General features: G+C 71.1%; 20 protein-coding genes. 13 read left to right on the top strand and 7 right to left on the bottom strand.

Features of this window, described 5'->3' with window-relative positions:
- Positions 1 to 68: 68 nt before the first annotated feature.
- The gene (locus ACFWZ2_RS30375; RefSeq protein WP_384551076.1) at positions 69 to 932 is read right to left on the bottom strand and encodes a phosphotransferase enzyme family protein; all 864 of its coding nucleotides are present in this window, start codon (positions 930 to 932) and stop codon (positions 69 to 71) included.
- Positions 933 to 1,102: 170 nt separating this feature from the next.
- On the opposite strand from ACFWZ2_RS30375, the gene ACFWZ2_RS30370 reads away from it, so the two are divergent.
- From ACFWZ2_RS30370 to ACFWZ2_RS30360, 3 genes are read left to right on the top strand one after another with little or no spacing between them, the layout of a single operon-like run.
- Positions 1,103 to 2,026: a carbohydrate ABC transporter permease gene (locus tag ACFWZ2_RS30370; protein ID WP_384551074.1), complete on the top strand. Its 924-nt coding sequence runs from the start codon at positions 1,103 to 1,105 to the stop codon at positions 2,024 to 2,026.
- A complete protein-coding gene (locus ACFWZ2_RS30365) occupies positions 2,023 to 2,859 on the top strand; it encodes a carbohydrate ABC transporter permease (RefSeq protein WP_384551072.1) in 837 nt (278 codons plus the stop codon). Before ACFWZ2_RS30370 ends, ACFWZ2_RS30365 begins: the two co-directional genes overlap by 4 nt.
- The gene (locus ACFWZ2_RS30360) at positions 2,859 to 4,160 is read left to right on the top strand and encodes an ABC transporter substrate-binding protein (protein WP_384551071.1); all 1,302 of its coding nucleotides are present in this window, start codon (positions 2,859 to 2,861) and stop codon (positions 4,158 to 4,160) included. Before ACFWZ2_RS30365 ends, ACFWZ2_RS30360 begins: the two co-directional genes overlap by 1 nt.
- Positions 4,161 to 4,229: 69 nt before the next feature.
- Here ACFWZ2_RS30360 and ACFWZ2_RS30355 read toward each other — a convergent pair whose 3' ends face one another.
- Together ACFWZ2_RS30355 and ACFWZ2_RS30350 are read right to left on the bottom strand one after the other, a co-directional pair.
- Positions 4,230 to 4,967, bottom strand: coding sequence for a response regulator (locus ACFWZ2_RS30355; RefSeq protein ID WP_384551069.1), 738 nt, complete (start codon positions 4,965 to 4,967; stop codon positions 4,230 to 4,232).
- Complete coding sequence (locus ACFWZ2_RS30350; RefSeq protein ID WP_384551067.1) at positions 4,964 to 6,169, bottom strand: sensor histidine kinase; 1,206 nt, start codon at positions 6,167 to 6,169, stop codon at positions 4,964 to 4,966. The genes ACFWZ2_RS30355 and ACFWZ2_RS30350 overlap by 4 nt, the downstream gene beginning before the upstream one ends.
- A 277-nt stretch (positions 6,170 to 6,446) precedes the next feature.
- Between ACFWZ2_RS30350 and ACFWZ2_RS30345 the strand changes: the two genes are divergently transcribed.
- A complete protein-coding gene (locus tag ACFWZ2_RS30345) occupies positions 6,447 to 8,675 on the top strand; it encodes an MMPL family transporter (protein ID WP_384551065.1) in 2,229 nt (742 codons plus the stop codon).
- Between the two features lie 22 nt (positions 8,676 to 8,697).
- On the opposite strand, the gene ACFWZ2_RS30340 is transcribed toward ACFWZ2_RS30345, so the two are convergent.
- A complete protein-coding gene (locus tag ACFWZ2_RS30340; RefSeq protein ID WP_384551063.1) occupies positions 8,698 to 9,513 on the bottom strand; it encodes a helix-turn-helix domain-containing protein in 816 nt (271 codons plus the stop codon).
- A gap of 129 nt (positions 9,514 to 9,642) precedes the next feature.
- Here ACFWZ2_RS30340 and ACFWZ2_RS30335 point away from each other — a divergent pair, with 129 nt between their 5' ends.
- Positions 9,643 to 11,067 (top strand): MFS transporter, encoded by a 1,425-nt coding sequence (locus ACFWZ2_RS30335; protein ID WP_384551061.1) that lies wholly within the window; start codon positions 9,643 to 9,645, stop codon positions 11,065 to 11,067.
- An 89-nt stretch (positions 11,068 to 11,156) separates the two neighbouring features.
- Here the strand turns inward: ACFWZ2_RS30335 and ACFWZ2_RS30330 are convergent, their stop codons facing one another.
- Positions 11,157 to 12,233, bottom strand: a complete 1,077-nt coding sequence (locus ACFWZ2_RS30330) for a hypothetical protein (protein WP_384551059.1) — start codon at positions 12,231 to 12,233, stop codon at positions 11,157 to 11,159.
- A gap of 197 nt (positions 12,234 to 12,430) precedes the next feature.
- On the opposite strand from ACFWZ2_RS30330, the gene ACFWZ2_RS30325 reads away from it, so the two are divergent.
- From ACFWZ2_RS30325 to ACFWZ2_RS30315, 3 genes are all read left to right on the top strand, one after another.
- On the top strand, positions 12,431 to 12,832 hold the full coding sequence (locus ACFWZ2_RS30325; protein WP_384551082.1) for a MarR family winged helix-turn-helix transcriptional regulator: 402 nt from the start codon (positions 12,431 to 12,433) through the stop codon (positions 12,830 to 12,832).
- Positions 12,833 to 12,887: 55 nt separating this feature from the next.
- Positions 12,888 to 14,105, top strand: a complete 1,218-nt coding sequence (gene mgt / locus ACFWZ2_RS30320; protein ID WP_384551057.1) for a macrolide-inactivating glycosyltransferase — start codon at positions 12,888 to 12,890, stop codon at positions 14,103 to 14,105.
- 207 nt (positions 14,106 to 14,312) lie between these two features.
- On the top strand, positions 14,313 to 15,320 hold the full coding sequence (locus tag ACFWZ2_RS30315) for a CDP-alcohol phosphatidyltransferase family protein (protein ID WP_384551056.1): 1,008 nt from the start codon (positions 14,313 to 14,315) through the stop codon (positions 15,318 to 15,320).
- Between the two features lie 97 nt (positions 15,321 to 15,417).
- On the opposite strand, the gene ACFWZ2_RS30310 is transcribed toward ACFWZ2_RS30315, so the two are convergent.
- The gene (locus ACFWZ2_RS30310) at positions 15,418 to 17,667 is read right to left on the bottom strand and encodes an MMPL family transporter (protein ID WP_384551054.1); all 2,250 of its coding nucleotides are present in this window, start codon (positions 17,665 to 17,667) and stop codon (positions 15,418 to 15,420) included.
- A gap of 410 nt (positions 17,668 to 18,077) precedes the next feature.
- Between ACFWZ2_RS30310 and ACFWZ2_RS30305 the strand changes: the two genes are divergently transcribed.
- The 5 genes from ACFWZ2_RS30305 to ACFWZ2_RS30285 all read left to right on the top strand — a co-directional run bounded on the left by ACFWZ2_RS30305 (position 18,078) and on the right by ACFWZ2_RS30285 (position 22,128).
- Positions 18,078 to 19,286 (top strand): S8 family serine peptidase, encoded by a 1,209-nt coding sequence (locus tag ACFWZ2_RS30305; RefSeq protein WP_384551052.1) that lies wholly within the window; start codon positions 18,078 to 18,080, stop codon positions 19,284 to 19,286.
- A 73-nt stretch (positions 19,287 to 19,359) separates the two neighbouring features.
- Positions 19,360 to 19,911, top strand: a complete 552-nt coding sequence (locus ACFWZ2_RS30300) for a DUF1697 domain-containing protein (protein ID WP_384551051.1) — start codon at positions 19,360 to 19,362, stop codon at positions 19,909 to 19,911.
- Positions 19,904 to 20,275, top strand: a complete 372-nt coding sequence (locus ACFWZ2_RS30295; protein WP_384551049.1) for a DUF4440 domain-containing protein — start codon at positions 19,904 to 19,906, stop codon at positions 20,273 to 20,275. Before ACFWZ2_RS30300 ends, ACFWZ2_RS30295 begins: the two co-directional genes overlap by 8 nt.
- A gap of 43 nt (positions 20,276 to 20,318) precedes the next feature.
- Complete coding sequence (locus ACFWZ2_RS30290) at positions 20,319 to 21,344, top strand: ketopantoate reductase family protein (RefSeq protein ID WP_384551047.1); 1,026 nt, start codon at positions 20,319 to 20,321, stop codon at positions 21,342 to 21,344.
- 145 nt (positions 21,345 to 21,489) lie between these two features.
- Positions 21,490 to 22,128: a DsbA family protein gene (locus ACFWZ2_RS30285; RefSeq protein ID WP_384551045.1), complete on the top strand. Its 639-nt coding sequence runs from the start codon at positions 21,490 to 21,492 to the stop codon at positions 22,126 to 22,128.
- Between the two features lie 10 nt (positions 22,129 to 22,138).
- On the opposite strand, the gene ACFWZ2_RS30280 is transcribed toward ACFWZ2_RS30285, so the two are convergent.
- Positions 22,139 to 22,666, bottom strand: coding sequence for a GNAT family N-acetyltransferase (locus tag ACFWZ2_RS30280; protein WP_384551043.1), 528 nt, complete (start codon positions 22,664 to 22,666; stop codon positions 22,139 to 22,141).
- Positions 22,667 to 22,798: the final 132 nt, after the last annotated feature.

The raw sequence follows: 22,798 nt of genomic DNA, 5'->3' as shown, positions 1-22,798 counted from the left end.
ACCAACCCCAAACCGCCCCAGCCCCTTGACCGAAGTCATAGGGGCACCCCCCCGCTGTGGGCAGGCGTTCAGAAGGGGTACCAGCGGACGGCCGCATCCCCGTCTCGCAGTGACGCCACCCGCCTGCGGAACTCGGCGAGGGCCTTCGGGTTGGAGGGGGCGTGCTGGGCGACCCATGCGCAGCTGGCCGTCTCCCGGGCGCCCCGTAGCACGGAACACCCCTCCCACTCCCGTACGTCCCACCCATAGGTGGACACGAAGCCGTCGTACGCCTCCGGCGGGAGCCCGTACCGGTCGCGGGAGAGTGCCATGACGACGAGGTCGTGCTCGCGCAGGTCGGCGGAGAACGTCTCCAGGTCGACGAGGACGGGCCCGTCAGGACCGACGAGGACGTTGCGCGGCAGCGCGTCCCCGTGGATGGGTCCCGGCGCGAGCCGGGGCGTCAACGCGGCGGCGGCCGCGGCGAATCCGTCCCTGCGCTCGCGCAGATAGTCCGCGTCGCCGGGATCGATCGCGTCGCCCGCGAGCCGCAGCCAGCGCTCGACGCCGCCGAGCAGTTCACGGCGAGGCAGTTCGAAGGAGGGGGATTCCAGTGCGTGCACCCGACGGAGGAGCGCGGCGAGATCGCGCGGCTCGGCGGGCCGCACGGCATCGGGCAGGCGGTGCCAGAGCGTCACCGGGTGTCCGTCCACAAGACGGGCCGCGGGCTCGGCGGCCCGCACCGCGGGGACGTCCGCGCGCTCGAGCCAGGCGGCCACGTCCAGTTCACGACGCGCCCGGTCGAGCAGTTCGGGTGCGGCGCGGCCGACCTTGACGACCAGATCGTCGACGCCGAACACCGCGTTCTCGCCGAGCGCGAGCAGTTGCGCGCCACCCGCCGGACCCGCGAGCCCCGCCGCGTCCAGTACGTCCCGTGCCCGCGTCTCGTCCATTGCCCGCCTCCCGCACCAGTTGCCCCGTTCGCCCGACAGTCTCGCATTCGCACAGGCCAACGGGCGTGTGAGGGCGCGCAGCTGCTTGACGTATCAAGGTCACATCAGCACGATGACGGAGGCCGCCGGGGCGGCCAGACCCGCACGAGCCGCCCGAAGGAGCCGATTCCGTGACATTGGCGACCGCGACGAAGCGGTCAGCGAGAGGCGCGCCGGGGCAGAGACCCGCGGACCACGGCGCGTGGTTCCTCGTGCTGCCCGCGCTGATCCCGATCCTGATCCTGAGCGTGGGGCCGCTCCTCTACGGCATCGCGCTGGCCTTCACCGACTCCCAGTCGGGCCGCACCGAACCCACCCAGTGGGTCGGCGCCCTCAACTTCCAGGACCTGCTGCACGACACGCTGTTCTGGGACTCGTTCAGGATCGGGCTGCTCTGGGCGTTCGGCGTCACCGTGCCGCAGTTCTTCCTGGCTCTTGGCCTCGCCCTCCTGCTCAACCAGCCGCTGAAGATGCGCTGGCTGGCCCGGGCGCTGGCGATCATCCCGTGGGCGATGCCCGAGGTGGTCGTCGGCATCATGTGGCGGCTCGTCTACCACCCGGACGCGGGCGTGCTCAATGAAACGCTCGCCAACCTCGGCCTCGGGGAGGGGAAGGACTGGCTGACCGGCACGGCCACCGCGCTGTTCGCCGTGATCGTCGTGGGCATCTGGGCGGGCATGCCGCAGACCACCGTCGCGCTGCTCGCCGGACTCCAGAACACCCCGCGCGAGCTGCACGAGGCCGCCGCGATGGACGGCGCGGGCGCCTGGCGCCGCTTCACCACCGTCACCTGGCCCGCGATCAAACCGATCGCCCTCGCCATCACGGCGCTCAACTTCATCTGGAACTTCAACTCCTTCGCCCTGGTCTACGTGCTCACTCAGGGCGGCCCCGGCGGCCGCACCCGTCTGCCCATGCTCTTCGCCTACGAAGAGGCGTTCCGCTACGGCCAGTTCGGCTACGCCGCGGCGATGGGCTGTGTGATGGTCGCGGTGATCTCCGTGATCCTCGCCTTCTATCTCGTCGGCCGCCTGAAGGGAGGCGACGAGTCATGATGCGTACGAAGAAGACGACGCGTGCCGCGCAGTACGTGGCCCTCGCCGCCTATCTCGTCTTCCTCGCCTTCCCGTTCCTCTGGCTGATCTCCACGGCCTTCAAGCCCGCGCGGGAGCTGGGCAGCCTGCACCCCACCTGGATCCCCAAGGACCCGACCCTGGAGAACTTCCGGCAGGCCTTCGACGAGCAGCCGCTCCTCCAGGCCGCGGGCAACTCCCTGATCGCGGCGCTCAGCGCGGCCCTGATCGCGGTCGTCATCGCGACCCCCATGGCGTACGTCATGGCCAGGCACCGCAATCGCGTCGCGAAGGCGGCGACGGGCTGGGTGGTGATCAGCCAGGCGTTCCCGTTCGTCCTGATCATCATCCCGCTCTTCCTGATCCTGAAGAACCTGCACCTGATCAACTCGCTGATCGGCCTGATCGTGGTGTACGTCGTGTGGTCGCTGCCCTTCGCGCTGTGGATGCTCGTCGGGTATGTCCGCGCGGTCCCGGCCGAGTTGGAGGAGGCGGCGGCCGTCGACGGCGCGAGCAAGGTGCGCACGTTCGTCTCGGTCGTCGCGCCGCTGCTCGCCCCCGGCATCGTCGCCACGGCGATGTTCGCCTTCATCACCGCATGGAACGAGTTCTTCTTCGCGCTCGTCCTGCTCAAGACCCCGGAGAAGCAGACCTTGCCGGTCATCCTCAACCGGTTCATCGGCACGGAGGGCGTCGCGGACCTCGGGCCGCTCGCCGCGGCCGCGTTCCTCGCGACCATCCCCTCGCTGGTCATCTTCGCGATCATCCAGAAGCGGATCACGGGCGGCATGCTGGCGGGGGCGGTGAAGGCCTGATGCGTACGGCTCGCAGGACGCCACGGCTCCTGACCGCCACCGCCGCGGCCCTCGCGCTGCTGCTCACCGGCTGCGGCGGCACATCGGACGACGACGGGAAGATCACCCTCCAGTTCCAGTCCCTGGCCTGGCAGAAGGAGTCCGTCGACGCCAACAAGGCACTGGTCAAGGAGTGGAACGCGACCCACCCCGACGTCAAGGTCGAGTACCTCCAGGGCAGTTGGGACAGCGTCCACGACCAGCTGCTGACCTCCTTCGAGGGCGGTGAGGCGCCGGACATCATCCATGACGCGTCGGACGACCTCGCCGACTTCGCGTACGGCGGATACCTCGCGGACATCGGCGACCTGCTCCCCGAGCGCCTCAAGTCCGACATCCCGCAGCGCAGTTGGGAGACCACAACCTTCGGGGGCAAGGTCTACGGAGTGCCGTTCCTCCAGGAACCGCGCGTCCTGATCGCCAACGCCAAGTGGCTCAAGGAGTCGGGCGTACGCATCCCGACGCCCGAGAAGCCGTGGAGCTGGGACGAGTTCCGGTCCGTCACCAAGGAACTCGGCGACGGAAAGGACGGGAAGTACGGCGTCGCCTGGCCGCTCAAGGAGCCGGTCTCCGCGACGCTCAACCTCTCCCTCTCGACCGGCGGAAAGATGTTCCACCGGGGCGCGGACGGCAAGGTCGACGTCCGCTTCGACGCCGCCGACGAGATCATGCCGCGCACGGTCCACGACCAGGTCAACACCGACAAGAGCGCATCGGGCACGACCCTCGGCATGGGCGGCTCCGACACCCTGCCCGGCTTCTTCGGGGGCAAGTACGCGATGGTCCCGCTCGGCTTCTCGTACCGCCAGCAGATCGTCCAGCAGGCGCCCGAGGGCTTCGACTGGCAGGTGCTTCCCGCGCCCGCCGGGTCCGAGGGGCTCGCGCAGGGCGTCAGCCCGCAGACCCTGTCCGTGTCCGAGGACAGCCCGCACAAGAAGGAGGCGGCCGAGTTCATCGACTTCTTCCTGCAGCCGGACAACATGGTGAGGCTGGCGCGGGGCGACTGGATGCTGCCCACTGGCGCGGAGGCCCTGCGGGATCCCGCCCTGCACACGACGAAGGACGACTGGGCCGTGGGCCCCGCACTCGCCGAGCATCTGCGTCCGGCTCCCGCGCAGTCCGTGCGGGGGTATCCGGAGTGGAAGGACAAGGTGGCTACCCCGGCGTTCCAGGAGTATTACAGCGGGGCGATCGGTCTTGGTGAGCTGAGGCAACGTCTGGTGAAGGACGGGAACTTGGTGCTTGCGAGGTATCAGCGGTAGCGCTCCGCTGGGTGGGGCGGTTTGTTCGCTGCGGGTGCGCTGTGGCTTGTCGCGCAGTTCCCCGCGCCCCTAAAGGGGCGCCCCACCGCGTCCCGGCTGCACGAGGCCCGTCTCGTACGCCGCGATGACCGCCTGTGCTCGGTCGCGGACGCCCAGTTTGGTGAAGATGCCGGTGGCGTGGTTCTTCACGGTCTGGACGCCGATCTCCATCCGCTGGGCGATCTCGGAGTTGTCGAGGCCCGCGGCGATCAGGCGGAGCACCTCGACCTCGCGCGGGGTGAGTACGGAGAGGTCCGCGGGCGGCGGCTGCGAGGCGGCGGCCGGGGTCACGAACGTGGTGAGCAGCCGGGTCAGCAGGCGCGGGGCGACGACGGCCTCGCCGCGCTGGACGGTGCGCAGCGCGGCCACCAGATCCTCGGGCGAGACGTCCTTGGGCAGGAAGCCCGCGGCACCGGCCCGCAGGGCACCGACCACGTACTCGTCCATGTCGAACGTGCTGAGCGCGAGGACCCGGCACCGGGGCAGCTCGGCGGCCAGCCGCTCGGTGGCCCTGACCCCGTCGAGCACCGGCATGCGGATGTCCATCAGGACGATGTCGGGGCGCAGTTCGTGGGCCGCGGCGACGGCCTGTTCACCGTCGCCCACCTCGCCGACGACCTCGATGGCGGGGTCCGAGAGCAGGACGAGCGTCAGCCCCCTGCGCACCAGGGGCTGGTCGTCCGCGATGAGCACGGTGATGCGCTCGGGCTCGCCGCCTCGTGCGGGCTCGCTGCCTCGTGCGGGCTCGGGCTCGGTCGGAGAGGTCATCGGGTTCCGTCCTTCTCGTATGTGCCTGCGGGCAGCGGCACGCTCGCGACCACCTGGAACCCGCCTTCCGGACGGCCGCCGACGCGCAGGGAGCCGTCGTGCAGGGCGATGCGTTCCCGCATGCCCAGCAGACCGTATCCACTGCCCCCGCCGGGTTCGTCGGGCGCCCTGGTGTCGCCGGTTCCGTCGTCGGTCACCTCGACGGTGACGCGGCCTTCCAGATAGGCGAGCCGCACCGTGGCGCGGGCCGGCCCCGCGTGCTTGCGGGCATTGGTCAACGCCTCCTGGACGATGCGGTAGAGGGTGAGCCCGACCGTCATCGGCAGCGGGTGCGGCCGCCCGGTGACGTGGAGTTCCGTCGGCAGACCCGCGGCGGTCGAGTCGGCGACGAGCCGCTCGATGCCGTCCACTCCGGGCTGCGGCTCCGACGGCGCCTCCTCCGGCGTTTCGGTGCTGCGCAGCACGCCGAGCAGCTGGCGCATCTCCTGCAGCGCCGTGCGCCCGGACTCCTCCAGGGTCATCAGGGCCTCGCGGGCGATCTCGGGGTCGCGGTCCAGGGTCGACCTGGCACCGCCGGACATCAGGTACATGGTGGTGATGTGGTGGGCCACGACGTCGTGGAGCTCCCGTGCGATGCGGCGCCGCTCCTCGGTCACCGCGCGGTCGGCGAGGAGCTTGCGGTTGATGTCCAGCTGCCGGTGCCACTGCCGCACGGCCAGACCCACGGCGACGATGACGCCGGGGGTGACGAGCACGTCGGTGACGAGCAGCCCCACCAGGGGCACGCCCTCGCCCGCGTACCGCACCAGCTGCACGGGCACGGTCGCCACGACACCCAGCGCCACCGCGCGCCGCCCGCCGTACCTGGCCACGGTGTAGAGCGCCACCGCGACGGCGCCGCCGTAGCTGTGCGACATCGTCGTGCCCGGGTCGACGGTGAGGCCCAGGTTGACGGCGAGCTGGACGACGAGCACCGCGCCGAGCGCGGGCACCGGGTGGTGGCGCCGGAAGAGCAACGGGATCACATTGGTGGCGACGAGCAGGGCGCCGAGCACGGTGAACGGCGCCCCCGTGCCCTCCTCGCCCGGGGAGAGATAGGCGAGCATGTCGAGCCCGACCGCGACGACGGCGACCGCCGCGTCGCCCACGGTCGGCCGGGCCCGGCCCGTGGGCGGTGCCGGAGGGAAGAAGTCGCGTCCCATCCGGGCGCCTCCAAATCGAGCGGGTCGAGCACGTCGAGCGGGTCGAACACATCGAGCAGGTCAGGCATGCCGAGCGTCTTTCCGCACCATTACATCCCGGCCCGCCGGACCGTGAATCGGCGCGGAGGCGGTTCTTCCGCCCAGTACTGGAGTACTGCCTGGGACGGAGTGCATGACCCGGGTCCCGGGTGCGTCCCCTTCCGGCGGCCGACGTGTTCAAGGGTGGGCGCGTGATGACCTGTTGGGAGCTTCAAGAACTCCGCAGGGAAAAGGAACCATGATCCGCAAGCTGACCACGTTCTCCACCCGGCATCGATGGAAGATGGTCATCGTCTGGACCCTCCTCGGGGCGGCACTGTCGTTCGTGGGCCAGGCGATGATGTACGACGTCACGGACTCCCAGGCCGGGGACTTCCTGCCCAAGCAGTACGACTCGGCCAAGGCGCTGCGCACCGCCGAGGACAAGTTCGGCATCAAGCCCGACGCCAACGCGGTGACCGTGCTCGTCGCCAGGGAGGACGGCAAGAAGCTCGCGCAGGGCGACGAGCGGCGGATCGCCGACACGGCGGCCGGTCTCGGCCGGGAACGGATCACCGCGCCGAAGCGCGAAGAACCGCTCATGAAGGACCACTCCCAGACCCCGCGGATATCGGCGGGCGCCGTGGCACCCGACAGGAGTTTCCGGCTCCTGACGGTGTCGCTCGACGGAAATCCCAACGACCCGGGTCTTCAGGACGTCTACAAGGAATTCCGTGACTCGGCGCAGCACGAATTCGCCGAGGCGGACCTGCGCGTCGGATTCACCGGAGGCATCGCCTCCACGGTCGACAACACGGACGCCGAGAAGACCACGGGGGAGGTCGTCGGCGCCCTGACGATGGGCCTCATCGTCCTCCTGAACGTCCTGGTGTTCCGCAGCCTGGCGGCCGCGTTCGTCCCGCTGATCGCGGTGGCGCTCATCGGCGGTGTCGCATCGGGAGCGGTGGTCGGCGCGGCCAAGGTCTTCGGCATCGACCTCGACCCGTCCACGCCCTCGCTGATCGGTGTCGTACTCATCGGAATCGGCATCGACTACTTCCTCTTCCTGATGTTCCGGTTCAGGGAGCAGCTGCGGAACCACCCCGAGCAGGACGCCCGGACGGCCGCGGCCGAGACGACCGGACGGGTCGGCAACGCGATCACGTCCGCGGCGCTGACGATCGTGGCGGCCTTCGCGACCCTCGGCCTCGCCAGCTTCGGGCAGTTCAGGGTCCTCGGCCCCGCGATCGCCATCTCCGTACTCGTGATGCTCCTCGCCAGCCTCACCCTCATGCCCGCCCTCCTCGCCGTGCTCGGCCGCGGCATGTTCTGGCCCGCACGCGCCTGGAAGAAGGAGCGCACCGAGGGGGCGGCGGCACGCCTGGGACGCGCGGTGAGCGCCCGCCCCGTGCGGTACGCACTCGGCAGCCTGGTGCTGCTCGGCGCCCTCGGCGCGGGCACGCTCGGCATGAAGATGAGCTACGACCAGCAGGGCCTGCCCGAGACCGCCGCCGTGCGGACCGCCGAGCAGATCTCCCGCAGCCTGCCCGCGGGAGTCTCCGACCCGCACACCGTGTACGTGGAGAGCAGCAACGGCTCCGCCCTCAAGGAGAGTTCGCTCACCGGCATGACCCGGGTGCTCGGCAAGGCGGAGGGCGTCGGCGAGGTCGGCAAACCGGTGCTCAGCAAGGACCGCACGGCCGCCCGCCTCGACCTGTTCCTGAGCGTCAAGTCCGATACGCAGCACGCACGCGACCTGGTGTCGGGCCCCATCAGGGACGCCGTCGCGCGGACCGCTCCCCAGGGCACCGAGGCGCACCTCACGGGCACGGCCGCGATCTACGCCGACATCTCGACCGCCGTGGAGAAGGACCTGCGCCTGGTGTTCCCGGTCGCCGCCCTGCTGATCGCCGTGATCCTCTTCCTGCTCCTGCGCTCGCTCCTTGCACCGGTCGTGCTGATGATCGCCGTCGGGCTCGGGTTCGTGGCCACGCTCGGCGCGAGCACGCTGCTCTTCCAGCACGGCCTCGACCGGCCGGGCGTCTCGTTCACGCTGCCCCTGGTGCTCTTCCTCTTCGTCGTCGCCCTCGGCACCGACTACAACATCCTGATCACCGACCGGATCAGGGAGGAGATGGCGAAGCCGGTCCCGGCACGGCGCGCCGTGGCCGAGGCGGTGCGGCACACCGCGCCCGCCATCGCGACGGCCGGCATCGTGCTCGCCGGTTCCTTCGCCAGCCTGGCCGCGAGCCCCGCCACCCAGGAGATCGGCTTCGCCACGGGCCTCGGGATCATCCTGGCCTCGCTGGTGCTCTCCCTCGTGCTCGTGCCCGCGCTCGCCGCGCTCCTGGGCCGAGGCCTGTGGTGGCCGCGCAGGTCGGGCCGTACGCGGGGCCGACACCCCGCACCGGACGTGCAGTTCGCCCCCGGCCCTTACGAGCCGTACGAGGCCGTCCCGGCGCACGCCGAACACCAGGGGGTCCGGTGACCGGGCCCGGTACCGGCGGGGACTACGCGGGCCGCCGGTGCAGCAGCGCGTGTTCGGCGCTGCCCTCCGGAGCGGTCATCACGACCAGTTCGAGACGCTCGGGCCCTGGCAGCAGATAGCCCGTGTACGCGAGGGTGAGCGGGCCCGCCTCGGGGTGGTTCAGCCGCTTGTGGCCGGTGTTCGGGCCGCGCACCTCGTGCTCGTTCCAGGCGTCGGTGAACAACTCACCGCCGTGCGCGGCGAGTTCGGCGAGCAGCGGCTCCTCGCCGGTGCGGCCAGCCAGGGCGTTGCGCAGCCGGTGGACGTTGCCGCGCGCCACCGCCTCCCAGTCCGTGTACAGCTCCCGGGCCCGCGGGTCGCAGAGGGCGAACCACGCGAGGTTGCGGCGGTGCGGCGGGAGCGCGCCGAAGTCCGTCAGGAGCCAGGCCGCGGCATCGTTCCAGGCGAGCACGGCCCGCATCGGACTGACCAGATAGGCGGGCCACACGGTGAGCGCCCGCAGCAGATCGAGCGCCGCCTCCGGTGCGGCGGGCGGCGGCGCGGACGGCGCGGCAGGGGCGGGCCTCGCGGTGAGCCGGTGCAGATGGCTGCGGCCGTCCGCGTCCAGGCGCAGGGCGGTGGCGAGCGCGTCGAGGACCTCCGGCGACGGGTGGCGCTGCCTGCCCTGTTCGAGGCGCGTGTAGTACTCCGGGCTGATCCCGGCGAGCGTCGCCACCTCGGCGCGGCGCAGCCCCGCGAGCCGTCGGCTCGGTGTGCGGGGCAGCCCCACGCACTCCGGGGTGAGCCGGGCCCGCCGGGTGCGCAGGAACCGGGCCAGCTCGGTGAGTCGTGCGGTCATGGCCCCAGTCTCCGGTCCCACGGCACCCCGGGGCCATCCTCGAGGGTGGCCCGCACAGGGCCACCCCCACCGGGAAGCTCCTCCACGGGTGTCTGGTCCCGCACGGGCTCCCCGCGAAGGCTGCCTCACATGACCGACTCCGCACGCCACGAGGTTTCCGGGCCCGCCTCGCTCCGGACCTCCGCGCCCGCCACGGCGCCCCCCGCCCCGCGCCCCGGCCCCCGCCTCCTCCCGCTCCTCGTCCTGAGCGCGGCCGCCGGGCTCGATGCCGGGAGCGTCGCCGTTCTGAACAGCGCGCTGCCCGCCATCGGCGCCGAGTTCGGGGTGGCTCCGCAGGCGTTGTCCTGGGCCGTCAGCGGTTATGCGCTGGCCTTCGCGGGGCTGTTGCTCGCCGGGGGAGCGCTCGCCGACCGGTTCCCGCGCCGCCGCGTACTGGTCGCCGGGCTGCTCGCGCTCGCCGCGGGGACCGTGCCCGCGCTGGCCGCGGGCGACTTCTGGATGGTCGCGGCGGGCCGGGTGCTGCAAGGTGCGGGCGCCGCGGTCACCATCCCCGCGGCGACTGCGCTGGTCGCCGACCTGTACCCGGCGGGGCCTGCCCGCTCCCGTGCCCTGGGGGTCTTCGCCTCGGCGCAGGCGGGCAGTTACGGCGCGGGGCTCGTCCTCGGCGGGGTGCTCACCGGGGCGGCGGGCTGGCGGCTCGTCTTCGCGGTGCAGGGCGCGGCGGCACTGCTCACCGCGCTCGCCGCGCTGCGCGGTCTTCCGGCCGGTGCGGCGGACCGGGGCCGCCGTGTCGACCCCGTCGGCGGTACGGCCCTGGTGGCGACGGTCGTCCTTGTCGTACTCGGGATCGATCTGCTGTCCCACCCGGGCGCGGGGCGCGTCGTCGCCGTCGCCGCGGCGGTCGGTGCGGTCGGTGCGGTCGGTGCGGCGACGCTGTGGTGGCGCCGCGGCGGCGACGCGCTCCTGGACCGGGCGCTGCTGCGGATCGGGTCGGTGCGGACCTCGGCGGCCATGGCGGTGGCGTTCTACTTCTGTGTGAACGGCTCGCTCTTCTTCGTACCGCTGTATCTCCAGGACGTACGAGGGATGTCCCCGGCCCAGTCGGGACTCGCGGTCCTTCCGGTGAGCGCGGCGGTGACCGGCACGGCGCTGTTCACCGGGCGTCTCCTGGAGCGCGTCGGCACGCGGGCCGTCCTCACGGCGGGGCTGCTCCTGACCGGCGGCGGGGTGCTGCTGTGGTGCCTGACGACCACTCAGAGTCCTTACTGGTGGCCGGTGTTCGCGGGCCTGGTCGTCACCGGCGTCGGGCAGGGCCTGGCCTTCCCCGCCCTCACGGTCCTCGGCCTGCGGGGCGTCCCCCGGGCCCGGCAGGGCGCGGCCTCCGCGGTGACCGCCACGGCCCTCCAGATCGGCAGCGGCCTCGGCCCCGCGGTCCTCGCCGGGGCGGCATCGACGGCGGCCTCACCGCTTCCGGGCCAGCACCTCGCGTTCGCCGCGGCGGCGGCGACGGCGGCGGTCGCGGGGCTGGTGGTCGGGGTGCGCGGGGAGCGGTGAGGGCGGTGCGGTGAGGGCGGGGCGGCGCCACCGTCACACCGCTACCGCTACCGCTACCGCCACCGCCACCGCCACCGTCACCGTCACCGTCACACCGCCACCGACTCCTCCATCTCCTCCTCCTGCGCGAGCTCCCGCTCCCGGGCCGTGGCGCGGTGGCCGGTGGCGGGTGCGGCCGCGGCCCGCCGACGCCGTTCCCAGAGGCCTGCGATGCCCACGAGCACCAGGCCGACGGCGAGCCACGCGGTCAACGTCCAGATGTGCCCGGCGAGTTCATGGCCGCCGAAGTACAGCTGGCTGCGGATGCCCTCGACGAAGCCCGCGCCGTTCCAGAAGGCGTGCAGGGAACCGAAGAAGCCGTTCTGCAGCTCGGGCCGGAAGAGTCCGCCGGACGTCGTGAAGTTGAGCATCACGAAGAGGACCATCATCGCGAGCGTCGTCCAGCGCTTGAGGAACGTGTGCAGGCCGAGGCCGATGAAGAGGATCCCCGCGGCGTAGAGCCAGGACATGGCCCACACGCCCCACAGCCCCTGGTGCACCAGGTGGAAGATCGGACCCGCGAGTGCCGCGCCGATCAGGCTGACGGCGAAGGACACCCCGACGACGAGCCCCGCGCGCACCCGCATCCGCAGCCCCGCGCCCGCCGCGCCGAGCACCGCGACCGAGGCGTACGAGCCGATGCTGACGGCGACGAGCAGGAAGAACAGGCCCTGGCCCGTGGGGTCGTCGGCGACCGGCCTGGCCACGTCGGTGACTTCGAGCGGCACGCCCTGCCGCGCCGCGACGGGCGTGAAGATCTTCTGCGCCGCCATCGCGCTCATGTCGGAGCCCGCGGAGGCCACGATCAGCTCGGGCGACTTCGCGTCGGGGACGAACGCCCCCGCTATGTCGAGGGACTTGAGGGCGTCGACCGCCTGCTCGCGCGTGGCGAGGGTGCGGACATCGAGCGCGTCGCCCGCCTTGTCCTTGACGGTCTGCGCCAGGACCTGGGCCTGCGGTCCCGAGCCGACGACGGCGACGGGCATCTCGTGCGGCTCGGGCGTGACGAACGCGCCCATGTAGGCGAGGCCCATGCCCAGGCACATCAGCAGGGGCGTGACCAGATGGAGGAGGACGTGGCGCAGCGCGTCGCGCAGTCGGGGGGCGGGTTCCGCGGTGGCGGACATGGGTCTCTCCGGATACTCGAACTCGGCAGGTGGTTGGCCTGTGCAACCCAGATGGTTGGCATATACAACTCTTTTCGATGTTGTACTCTACAACCATTCGTCGAGAGGGAGAAATCGTGACCGAACGAGACGGGCCCGGGGCTGTGACCCCGGACGGGCCGGCCCGGGACGAGTCCATCGAGACCATCCAGCGCGAGATGACCGCGTTCGCCCGGCGGGCGCGCGCCACCGCGGCCCGGATGCACCCCGAGCTCTCGCTCGTGTCCTTCACGCTGCTCAGCCATCTCGAATTCCAGGGGGGCTGCCGGGCCACGGACCTGGCCGCGCACTACACCCTCGACAAGTCGACGATCAGCAGGCAGGTCGGCGCCCTGGAGAAGGCCGGGCTCGTCGAGCGCCGCCTCGACCCCGCCGACCATCGCGTACACGTCCTGCATCTCACGGACCGTGGCGTCGAGGTCCTGGTGCAGGTCGGCAATGCCCGCAGGGTCGCCTTCCAGGAGCGGCTCGCGGAGTGGAGCGGGCCGGATCTCGCGCGGTTCGCCGGGTATCTGCTGCGCTACAACGAGGCCGCGCGGAGCGTCACGGGCGTCGAGTAGGGGTGACGGGGGATTGAGGTTGCACGAGACGTTTCGTCTCGCATAGGGTCGCGGCATGACCTCATCCCGGCCTGCCCACATCGCCATGTTCTCGATCGCCGCGCACGGACACGTCAACCCGAGCCTCGAAGTCATCCGTGAACTCGTCGCCCGCGGCCACCGCGTCACGTACGCCATCCCGCACCACTTCGAGGAGAAGGTCGCCGAGACCGGTGCCGAGCCCCGGCTCTACACCACGACGCTGCCCTCCCCGGACGACGACCCGGAGGCGTGGGGCACCGAGCTGATCGACAACATCGAGCCGTTCCTCGCCGACGCGATCACGGTCCTGCCGGAGCTCGCCGCCGCCTACGAGGGCGACGAGCCCGAGCTCGTCCTGCACGACATCACCTCCTACCCGGCCCGCGTCCTCGCCCGCCGCTGGGGCGTCCCCGAGATATCGCTCTCGCCGAACCTCGTCGCCTGGGAGGGGTACGAGGAGGAGGTCGCCGAGCCGATGTACGCGGAGCTGAAGGAGACCGAGCGCGGCAAGGCGTACTACGCGCGCTTCCATGCCTGGCTGGCGGAGAACGGCATCACCCAGCACCCCGACCCGTTCGTCGGGCGCCCGCCGCGCTCGCTCGTCCTGATCCCCAAGGCGCTCCAGCCGCACGCCGACCGGGTCGACGAGAGCGTGCACACCTTCGTCGGCGCCTGCCAGGGCGACCGTGCGACGCAGGGCGACTGGGAGCGGCCCGCCGACGCGGAGAAGGTGCTGCTCGTCTCGCTCGGCTCGTCCTTCACCAAGCAGTCCGACTTCTACCGCGAGTGCGTCAAGGCGTTCGGCGACCTGCCCGGCTGGCACGTGGTGCTCCAGGTCGGCAAGCACGTCACCGAGGCCGATCTCGGCGATGTGCCCGCGAACGTAGAAGTGCACCCGTGGGTGCCGCAGCTCGCGGTCCTCAAGAAGGCCGATGCCTTCATCACGCACGCCGGTGCGGGCGGCAGCCAGGAGGGGCTCGCCACCGCGACGCCGATGGTGGCCGTGCCGCAGGCCGTCGACCAGTTCGGCAACGCCGACATGCTCCAGGGGCTCGGCGTCGCCCGGCACCTGCCGATGGAGGAGGTCACGGCCGACGCGCTGCGCGATGCGGTCCTCACGCTGGTCGGGGACCCCGGAGTGGCCCGCAGGCTGGGGGAGATCAAGGACGCGATGGCGGGGGAGGGCGGCACGAAGCGGGCGGCCGATCTCATCGAGGAGGAGCTGGCGAAGGCGCGGGCCGGCCGGGCCTGACGTAACGCTCCGTGATGCGGTTCGGTAACGTCCCGGTCATTGGGTAACGCTCAGGTAACGCGGCATCGTCCTGGGATGGCCATTGACTCGTCCCGCAAGGTTGACTGTTACCCCCCGTCAAAGGTTGCACGGGGGAGATCTTGTTCCTTGCACCAAGGGCTTCCTAGCGTGAGATGAACTTTCGTCGAACGCCAGGATGTTGACCCCATGCGCCGAGACATACCGCCCCTCGCAGAGGTGCGCCGCATCACCCAGAAGAAGCGTGACGCGTGGTGGACCGTGTTGCTTGTCGACCCGGTCGCCACGCCGCTCGTGCGGTTCACCGCGCGGCGGACGAACATCACGCCCAACCAGATCACGTGGGGTGCGTTCCTTCTCGGTCTGGGCTCCGCGGCGTGCTTCGCGCTGGGGGACTGGAAGTGGCTCGCCCTCGGCGCGGTCATCTACCACCTGAGCTTCATCCTCGACTGCATGGACGGCAAGGTCGCCCGGCTCACCGGGCAGGGCTCGGTCTTCGGCGCCTGGCTCGACTTCGTCTTCGACCGGATCCGCGTCATGGTGTGCGGCGTCGCCCTGATGGGCGGTCAGTACGACCGCACCGGCGACACCCTCTACATCTGGCTCGCGCTCGCCGTCGTGGCGCTCGACACCCTGCGGTACATCAACTCCCTGGAGATCTTCAAGATCCGCCACTCCATGCGCAAGCAGATCAAGTCGCGCATGCGGGCCGCGCGGCGCGCGCAGAACGAGGCGGAGCTCGCCTTCATGGAGGACCTGCTGCGGGAGAACCCCTCGGCGGACATCGAGCAGGACCTGCAGCGGGCCGCGGGCGAGGCCGCGTACGCCCCGGAGACGGCCGAGGGCGTCGAGGGAGCCGAGGGGATCGGTGCCGACGGGGAGACGGCGCCGAAGCCCAAGGCCCAAGTGATCGACCTGCACCAGGAGTTCCGGCGGAAGTTCCCCGCGTATCTGCGGGCCCGTTCGTTCCTGCTGCGGCACCGCATCCGTGCCCACCTGATCAGCGGCATCGAGTTCCAGATGGGCGTCTTCATGATCGGCCCGCTCTTCGACGCGGTGATTCCCGCGACGATCGTCTCCGGCGCGCTGCTGCTCGTCTTCGAACTCGCCATCATCTACAAGCTGTTGCTCTCGACCAGGGACTTCACGCGGACCATCGACTCCTTCGAGGAGGAGAGGGTCGCCGCTGCGGCGTAGGCCTGCGGCCTTGCTCGGCGCTTCATCACCGGCTTCGCCGAGTTCGTCCTCAATCGCCGGACGGGCTGGATGCTCCAGCCCGTCCGGCGTTCCGGCGCTACACCCGGATGCGCTCACCCTCCACGGCCGGTGTCTCCGGCTCCCCGGTCTCGTCGTGGGTCATGTCCGGCAACCATTCCAGCCACTTCGGCAAGTACCAGTTGCGCTCACCGAGCGCCGCCATGACCGCCGGGAGCAACACGCCGCGGATCACCGTCGCGTCGATCAGGACCGCCGCCGCGAGGCCCACGCCCATCTGTTTCATGGACTGCATCGACAGCGTGCCGAAGATGGCGAAGACCGCGACCATGATGACCGCCGCGCTGGTCACCACCCCGGCCGTGGTGATCACGCCGTGGGAGATCGCCTCCTTGGTCGTACGTCCCTGGAGACGCGCCTCACGGATCCGGGAGACCACGAACACGTGGTAGTCCATCGAGAGGCCGAAGAGGATCACGAAGAGGAACAGCGGCAGCCAGGCCACGATCGCGCCCACGCCCTCGGCGCCGACCAGGGGCGCTCCCCAGCCGTGCTGGAAGACCATGACCAGGATCCCGTAGGCGGCGCCCACCGAGAGCAGGTTGAGCACGATCGAGGTCAGCGCGATGGTCAGGGAGCGGAACGAGAGCAGCATCAGCAGGAACGCGAAGGCCACCACGAAGGCGAAGACCGGCGGCACCGACGAGCCGAGCTGTTCGTTGAAGTCCTTGGATCCCGCGACCTGTCCGGTGATGGGCGCCTCGACGCCCCGGACCTTGCCGAGTGTCGCGGGTCGTACGTCGTCGCGCAGCAGGTCCAGGCTCTTCTCGGCCCGGCTCTGGTCGGAGCCGCCGATCAGCGGGACCGAGAGGATCGCGACGTCCCTGTCCCGGTGCACCGTCATCTCGACGGGCCCCTTGGACGCGCCCGAACCGACCGCCCGGGAACGGAAGTCGGCGATCGCGTCGCGTACCGGCGCGGCGTCGATGTCGTCGGCCTTCACCACGACCTCGGCCGGTTCGGCGCCGCCGGGGAACGCGTCGTTGAGCCGATCGTAGGTCGCCACGATCGGCAGCGAGTCGCCGAACTCCTGGTCCAGGGTGAGCTGTTGGGTCTGCATGCCGACGGCGGGCAGGGCGATCGCCGCCAGGACGCCCGCGGCGAAGGCCACCGAGACGCCGGGGCGCTTGAGGACCCGGCCGACGACCGCGCGCCACAGCCTGCTCTCGCTCGGCACGCCGCCGCGCGCACGCCGCCGCAGGAACGGCAGGCGCCCCTTCTCCACCCGCTCGCCGAGCAGCGAGAGCAGCGCGGGCAGGACCGTCACCGAGCCGACCATCGCCACCGCGACCACCATCAGGGAGGCCAGGCCCATCGCCTCGAACTCGGTGATGCCGGTGAACAGCATGCCCGCCATCGCCACGCACACCGTGACGCCCGAGACCACCACGGCCCGGCCGCTGGTGGCCGCCGCGATCCTGAGCGCCGTCTGCGGATCGCGTCCCTTGGCGCGTTCCTCGCGTTCGCGGCGCAGATAGAAGAGGCAGTAGTCGACGCCGACCGCGAGGCCCACGAGGAGCATCACGGAGTTGGCGGTGTCGCTCATCGGCTGGACATGGCTGACCACCGCCATCAGACCGGTCGTCGCCATGATCGCGGAGAGGGCGAGCAGGACCGGGAGCAGCGCGGCCACCAGGGCGCCGAACGCGACGAGCAGGATGCCGAAGGCGACGGGCACCGCCGAGTACTCGGCCTGCTGGAAGTCGTTGCCGAAGGCGTCGTCGAACGTCTTCTGCATGCTGGCGGTGCCGATCTGCTCGATGCGCAGCCCGTCGTGCTCCTTCGCCACGCGGTCGACGGCCTTCAGGACGGGGGCGACCCGGTCGCCCGCGGTGTCCGCGTCGCCGCGCATGTCGAACTGCACGAGGGCGCTGCGGCCGTCCTTCGACACGGAGTCGCTCTTGTATGGAGAGGTCACGGCCGTCGCCTCACCGGTGGCGGCGACCGCTTTCATCACGTCGTCGACGGCGGCCCTGAAGCGCGGATCCGTCGCCTTGAGCGCCCCGGCGCCGGGACCGTCCTCGTGTTTCGCCTGGATCAGTACGCTCTCGCCCGCGGGGTCCTCGATGCCGGCGTCGTCGATGATCGACTGCGCCTGGTTGATCTCCCCCTTCAGGTCGCCGTCCTCGGTGTCCGTGCGGCCCATGGCCGAACCCAGCCCCATCGTGACGACGACGAAGAGGATCCAGATGCCGACGGCAGCCCAGCGGTGCCGTGCGCTCCATCCGCCCGCCCTCGCGGCGAGCCCCCGTGCAGTTCGGTTTCCCATGGCTCAGAACGTAGGGCGGCACGCGGGGAGGGCTCGTCGTGCTGTCCGGTGACTCGGGGGCGCGTGCCCTCGTCCCCGGGTCCGGGGCGCCCTCCGCGTCAGGAAGGAGAAGGAATTTACAAGCCCCTTACAGTTACCCGGAGTTGGGGGGTTTGCGGACCGTGATGTCCGATCCGCTGTGACTGATCCGGTTTGTTATTACGGAACCTTGTTGAACAAGTCACAGCTGTATGTAGGTATTGATCTGCGCGCGTCAATCCGACAGGGTTTCGTCCCAACACCCGGAGATCTTCCGGGCCTCACGGGCTCTCGCGGCGAACTTGTTGCCGCGGTGAACCTTCTGAGGACAGTCGAACAGCTGAATACCCCCCACACATTCCCCCCACAGAGCACTGAGGAGACCCCTCTTCATGGCAACTCACAAGCGCGCCCGCACGATGAAGCTCACCGCCGCGATAGCCACCGCCGCCACCGCGGTCGGTGTCACCGTCTTCGCGACCTCCTTCGCCGGTGCGGCCACCCCCGCCGAGGGCAAGGTGTACGGCCTGGACGCCAAGGGCGCCGTCGCCGGCAGCTACATCGTGATGCTCGACGAGAAGGCCAGCAAGGACGCCAAGTCCGACCTCGCCAAGGAGTACGGCGGCGAGCTCAAGCGCAACTACTCCTCCGCCATCAACGGCTTCTCGGCCAAGGGCCTGAGCGAGACCGACGCCAAGCGCCTGGCCGCCGACCCGGCCGTCGGCAAGGTCGTCCAGTCGAAGAAGTTCACCATCGACGCCACCCAGGACAACCCGCCGTCGTGGGGCCTCGACCGCATCGACCAGGCGGACACCGCGGGCGACAAGAAGTACACCTACCCGGACGCCGCAGGTGAGGGCGCCACCGCGTACGTCATCGACACCGGTGTCCGCGTCAGCCACAAGGACTTCGGCGGCCGCGCCACCTCCGGCTTCGACGCCGTCGACAACGACGACAACGCCGACGACGGCAACGGCCACGGCACCCACGTCGCGGGCACCATCGCCGGTGAGGCGCACGGCGTCGCCAAGAAGGCGAAGATCGTCGCCGTCCGCGTCCTGGACGACCAGGGCTCCGGCACCACCGAGCAGGTCGTCGCGGGCATCGACTGGGTCACCAAGAACCACCAGGGCCCGTCCGTCGCCAACATGAGCCTCGGCGGCGGCGCCGACGAGGCCCTCGACGAGGCCGTCAAGAAGTCCATCGCCTCCGGCGTGACCTTCGCGGTCGCCGCGGGCAACGAGTCGACCGACGCCTCGCAGGGCTCCCCGGCCCGCGTGAAGGAGGCCATCACGGTCGCCTCCTCCACCAAGGACGACGAGCAGTCGGACTTCTCCAACTACGGCTCCGTCGTGGACATCTACGCCCCCGGCTCGGACATCACCTCCGACTGGAACACCGGCGACGACGCCACCAACACCATCTCCGGCACGTCGATGGCCACCCCGCACGTCGTGGGTGCCGCCGCCGTCTATGTCGCCGCCCACCCGGACGCCAAGCCCGAGGACGTCGCCAAGGCGCTGACCGACGGTGCGACCCCGGACAAGATCTCCAACCCGAGCGAGGGCACGCCCAACAAGCTCCTGAAGGTCGTCGAGTAACCCTCGTCGTCCGCCGGGCCGCGGCCGTCGTGCCCACCCCCACGGGGCACGGCGGCCGCTTTATCGTGGGCGCATGCTGAACAGGACATACGCGGCGCTCCTTCGCGGCATCAACGTGGGCGGCCACAAGAAGGTGCCGATGGCGCGGCTCCGTACGCTGCTCGAAGGCCTTGGCCACGGCGACGTACGCACCCATCTGCAGAGCGGCAACGCGGTCTTCACGGCGGACGGCGGCGACGAGGAGACGCTGGCCGCCGGCATCCGGCAGGCCATCGAGAAGGAGTTCGGCTTCGCCGTCGACGTACTGGTGCGCGACGGGGCGTATCTGCGGGCCGTGGCCGAGGCCTGCCCGTTCCCCGCCGCGGACCTGGAACCCAGGCAGCTCCACGTCACCTACTTCTCCGCGCCCGTCGACGAGGCGCGCTTCGCCGCCCTGGACCGAAAGGACTTCCTGCCCGAGGAGTTCAGGCTCGGCGACCGTGCCCTGTACCTGTACGCCCCCGAGGGGCTCGGCCGCTCCAAGCTCGCGGAAATCCTGTCGAGGCCCGGCCTGACCAGGGGCATCATTGCCACCAGCCGCAACTGGAACACCGTCACCCGGCTCGTGGAGATGACCCGTGACTGACCGCACCCCCGCCGTCGAGGCCGCCATCGAGGGCGAACTGCGCCTGCTCGACCCCGAGGTGCGCGCCTCGCCCGAGCTCTTCGGGGCGCTCCTCCACCCGGAGTTCACCGAGTTCGGCGCCTCGGGCACACGCTGGGACCGCGCGTCGATCGTGCGGGTCCTCACGGCCCACCCCGACCCCGGCAGCCGCCCCACCACGACCTCTCAGATGCGCGGCGTGCAGCTCTCCGACGACACGGTGCACCTGACCTTCGACACGGACAGCAACGGCCGCAGGGTGCACCGCAGTTCGCTGTGGCGGCGCACGGAAGACGGCTGGCGGCTCTGGTTCCACCAGGGCACGCCCTTCCCCGCGGAGAGCTGAATCCCATGGTCGGGGCGGTGACCCGTGTGCGAGGCTCGGCGCCATGCGCTACATCATCATCGGAGCAGGGGCGATCGGCGGCACGGTGGGCGGACGCCTCGCCGAGGCCGGACACGACGTCGTACTCGTCGCACGGGGCGCCCACGGAGCGGCGATACGGGAGCACGGGCTGCGTCTGACGACACCCGGAGGGACCACCGCCCATCGGGTCAGGGTCGTGGAACGACCGGCCGAGCTGGGCGAGTTGAGCGTGGACGACGTGCTCTTCCTCGCGGTGAAGACGCAGGACGCGGAGGCGGCGCTCGACGCGTGGAGCGGCGCCCCCGTCGGCGGCCCGGCGGGCGGCGGCACCGCGGGCGAGCTGCTGCCGCTGATCTGCGCGCAGAACGGCGTGGAGAGCGAGCGGCTCGCGCTGCGCCGCTTCCGGCGGGTGTACGGCATGTGCATCTGGCTGCCCGCGACCCATGTCGAACCGGGCGCGGTCGCCACGGCGGGTGCCCCTTACACGGGCATGCTGCATCTGGGGGTCTACCCGAGCGGCACCGACGAGACGGCCGTCCGGATCGCCGCCGACCTGGAGAAGGCGAACATGATCGCGCCCGTCGTGGCGGACGTGCCGCGCTGGAAGTACGGGAAGCTGCTCGCCAACCTGGCCAACGCCGTCGAGGCGGTCACCGGCCTCATCACCACCGACGAGGCAAGGGCCCTCTACCGCCGCGCGAGGACCGAGGGCGAGACGGTCCTCACGGCCGCCGGCATCGACTGGGTGGGGGAGCGGGAGCAGCAGGAGACGCGCGGCGACCGCATCCGCTTCGCCCCCTCCGACGGCGGCGGCTCCTCCTGGCAGAGCCTGAACCGCGGCACGGGCAGCATCGAGGCCGACTTCCTCAACGGCGAGATCGCCCTGCTCGGGCGGCTGCACGGGGTGCCGACCCCGGTGAACGACGTCCTCCAGCGGGCGGCGAACACGCTCGCACGCGAGCGGCGCGCCCCCGGGTCGATGACGGTGGCGGAGCTGACCGAGCGGATCGACCGGGCCGAGCGGACCGCGCGGGCCGACCGGGGTTGACCTGGCGCGGCGGTCGGCCGGGGCTGACCTGGCACGGCGGTCGGCCGGGCGTGGCGGCGGGCGGCGGGAGCCGGGCCGATTGGCCCACTCCCAGGGCGCGTCAATGGCCCACAGGTATACGCCACTTCCCTCATAGTGTCGTCGTATGACGACCACGGACGGCGTGCGAGACGCCCACGCGAGAACCCGCATCGACTTCTACTTCGACCCGGCCTGCCCCTTCGCCTGGATCACCTCACGCTGGATCCTGGAGGTCGAGCGCCACCGCGACCTCGACCTCCGCTTCCATGTGATGAGCCTCTACTTCCACAACGAGGGCAATGAACTCCCCGACTGGTACCGGGATCTCGTCGACCGCTCCCTCACCCTGACCCGGATCGCCGCGGCCGCCGCCGAGCGGCACGGCGAGGAGATCCTGCGCGACCTCTACACCGCCTTCGGCACCCGCGTGCACCAGGAGAAGAACGAGGACTTCGACGAGGTCGCGCGGCAGGCCGTCGCCGAACTCGGGCTGCCCGCCGACCTCGTGGCGGCCGCGCAGGACCCCGCGTACGATGACGTGCTGCGCCGCAGCCACGACGGCGGCAAGGACCCGGAGGCCGACGGCTATGTCGGCACGCCGACCATCCACGTCGACAGCACCGTCTGGTTCGGCCCCGTGCTGCGCGCGATCCCGCGCGGCGAGGAGGCCGCGCGGCTCTTCGACAGCTTCCGTGTCCTTGCGGGAAACCCGGACTTCTTCGAGCTGAAGCGGACCAGGACCGGGGGCCTCGACTTCGGCTGACGCAGGGAGTTCAGCCCGCGGCGGGCGGCGCGGGCAGCCGCGAGGTGAGCAGGAGAGTGGTCAGTCCGTTCTCCTCGGGTATCGCGCGGCCCTGCGTGTAGCCGAGGCGCTTGAGGACGGTGAGGGACGCGGCGTTCTCCGAGTCCACGGTGGCGTGCACCTCGGCCAGGCCCAAGGTCTCATGGCCGTACGAGGTCAGGAGCCGCACGAGCTCCGTGCCGAGGCCGAGGCCCCAGCTCTCCCGGGCCAGGCCGTAGACGATCTCGTGGCCGTCGAGCCAGGACTCGGGCGACGGCTTGACCTCGGCGTGCCCGACGTAGCGCCCCTCGTGCCGCACCGCCCAGACCGGGAAGCGGTCCTCCGCGTACACATAGCTGAAGATCCGGTGGAACAGCGCCCGGTCCTCGGCCGCGGTCTGCATGCCGTCGCCGAACCAGCGGCCCACCGCGTCGTCCTGGAACAGGGCGACGAAGTCCGCCTCGTCGGCTTCGGCGTAGGGGGAGAGGACCAGGCGCTCGGACCGCAGTACGGGAGTCATCCGCGAGACGGTATGGGTCGGCGCGGCCCGCGGCAAGTGGATTCACGCGGATGTTCGGGTGCCGCGCCCGGCGGGCGTCAGACCGGGGTGCGCGGCAGTCCGATCGGGTTCGGGAAGGGGACGACGTCCAGA

It is taken from the genome of Streptomyces sp. NPDC059002 (assembly GCF_042740435.1).
Taxonomy (GTDB): Bacteria; Actinomycetota; Actinomycetes; order Streptomycetales; family Streptomycetaceae; genus Streptomyces.
The sequence above is the reverse complement of the archived record's forward strand: the minus strand, read 5'-3'. Positions and strand labels throughout refer to the sequence as shown.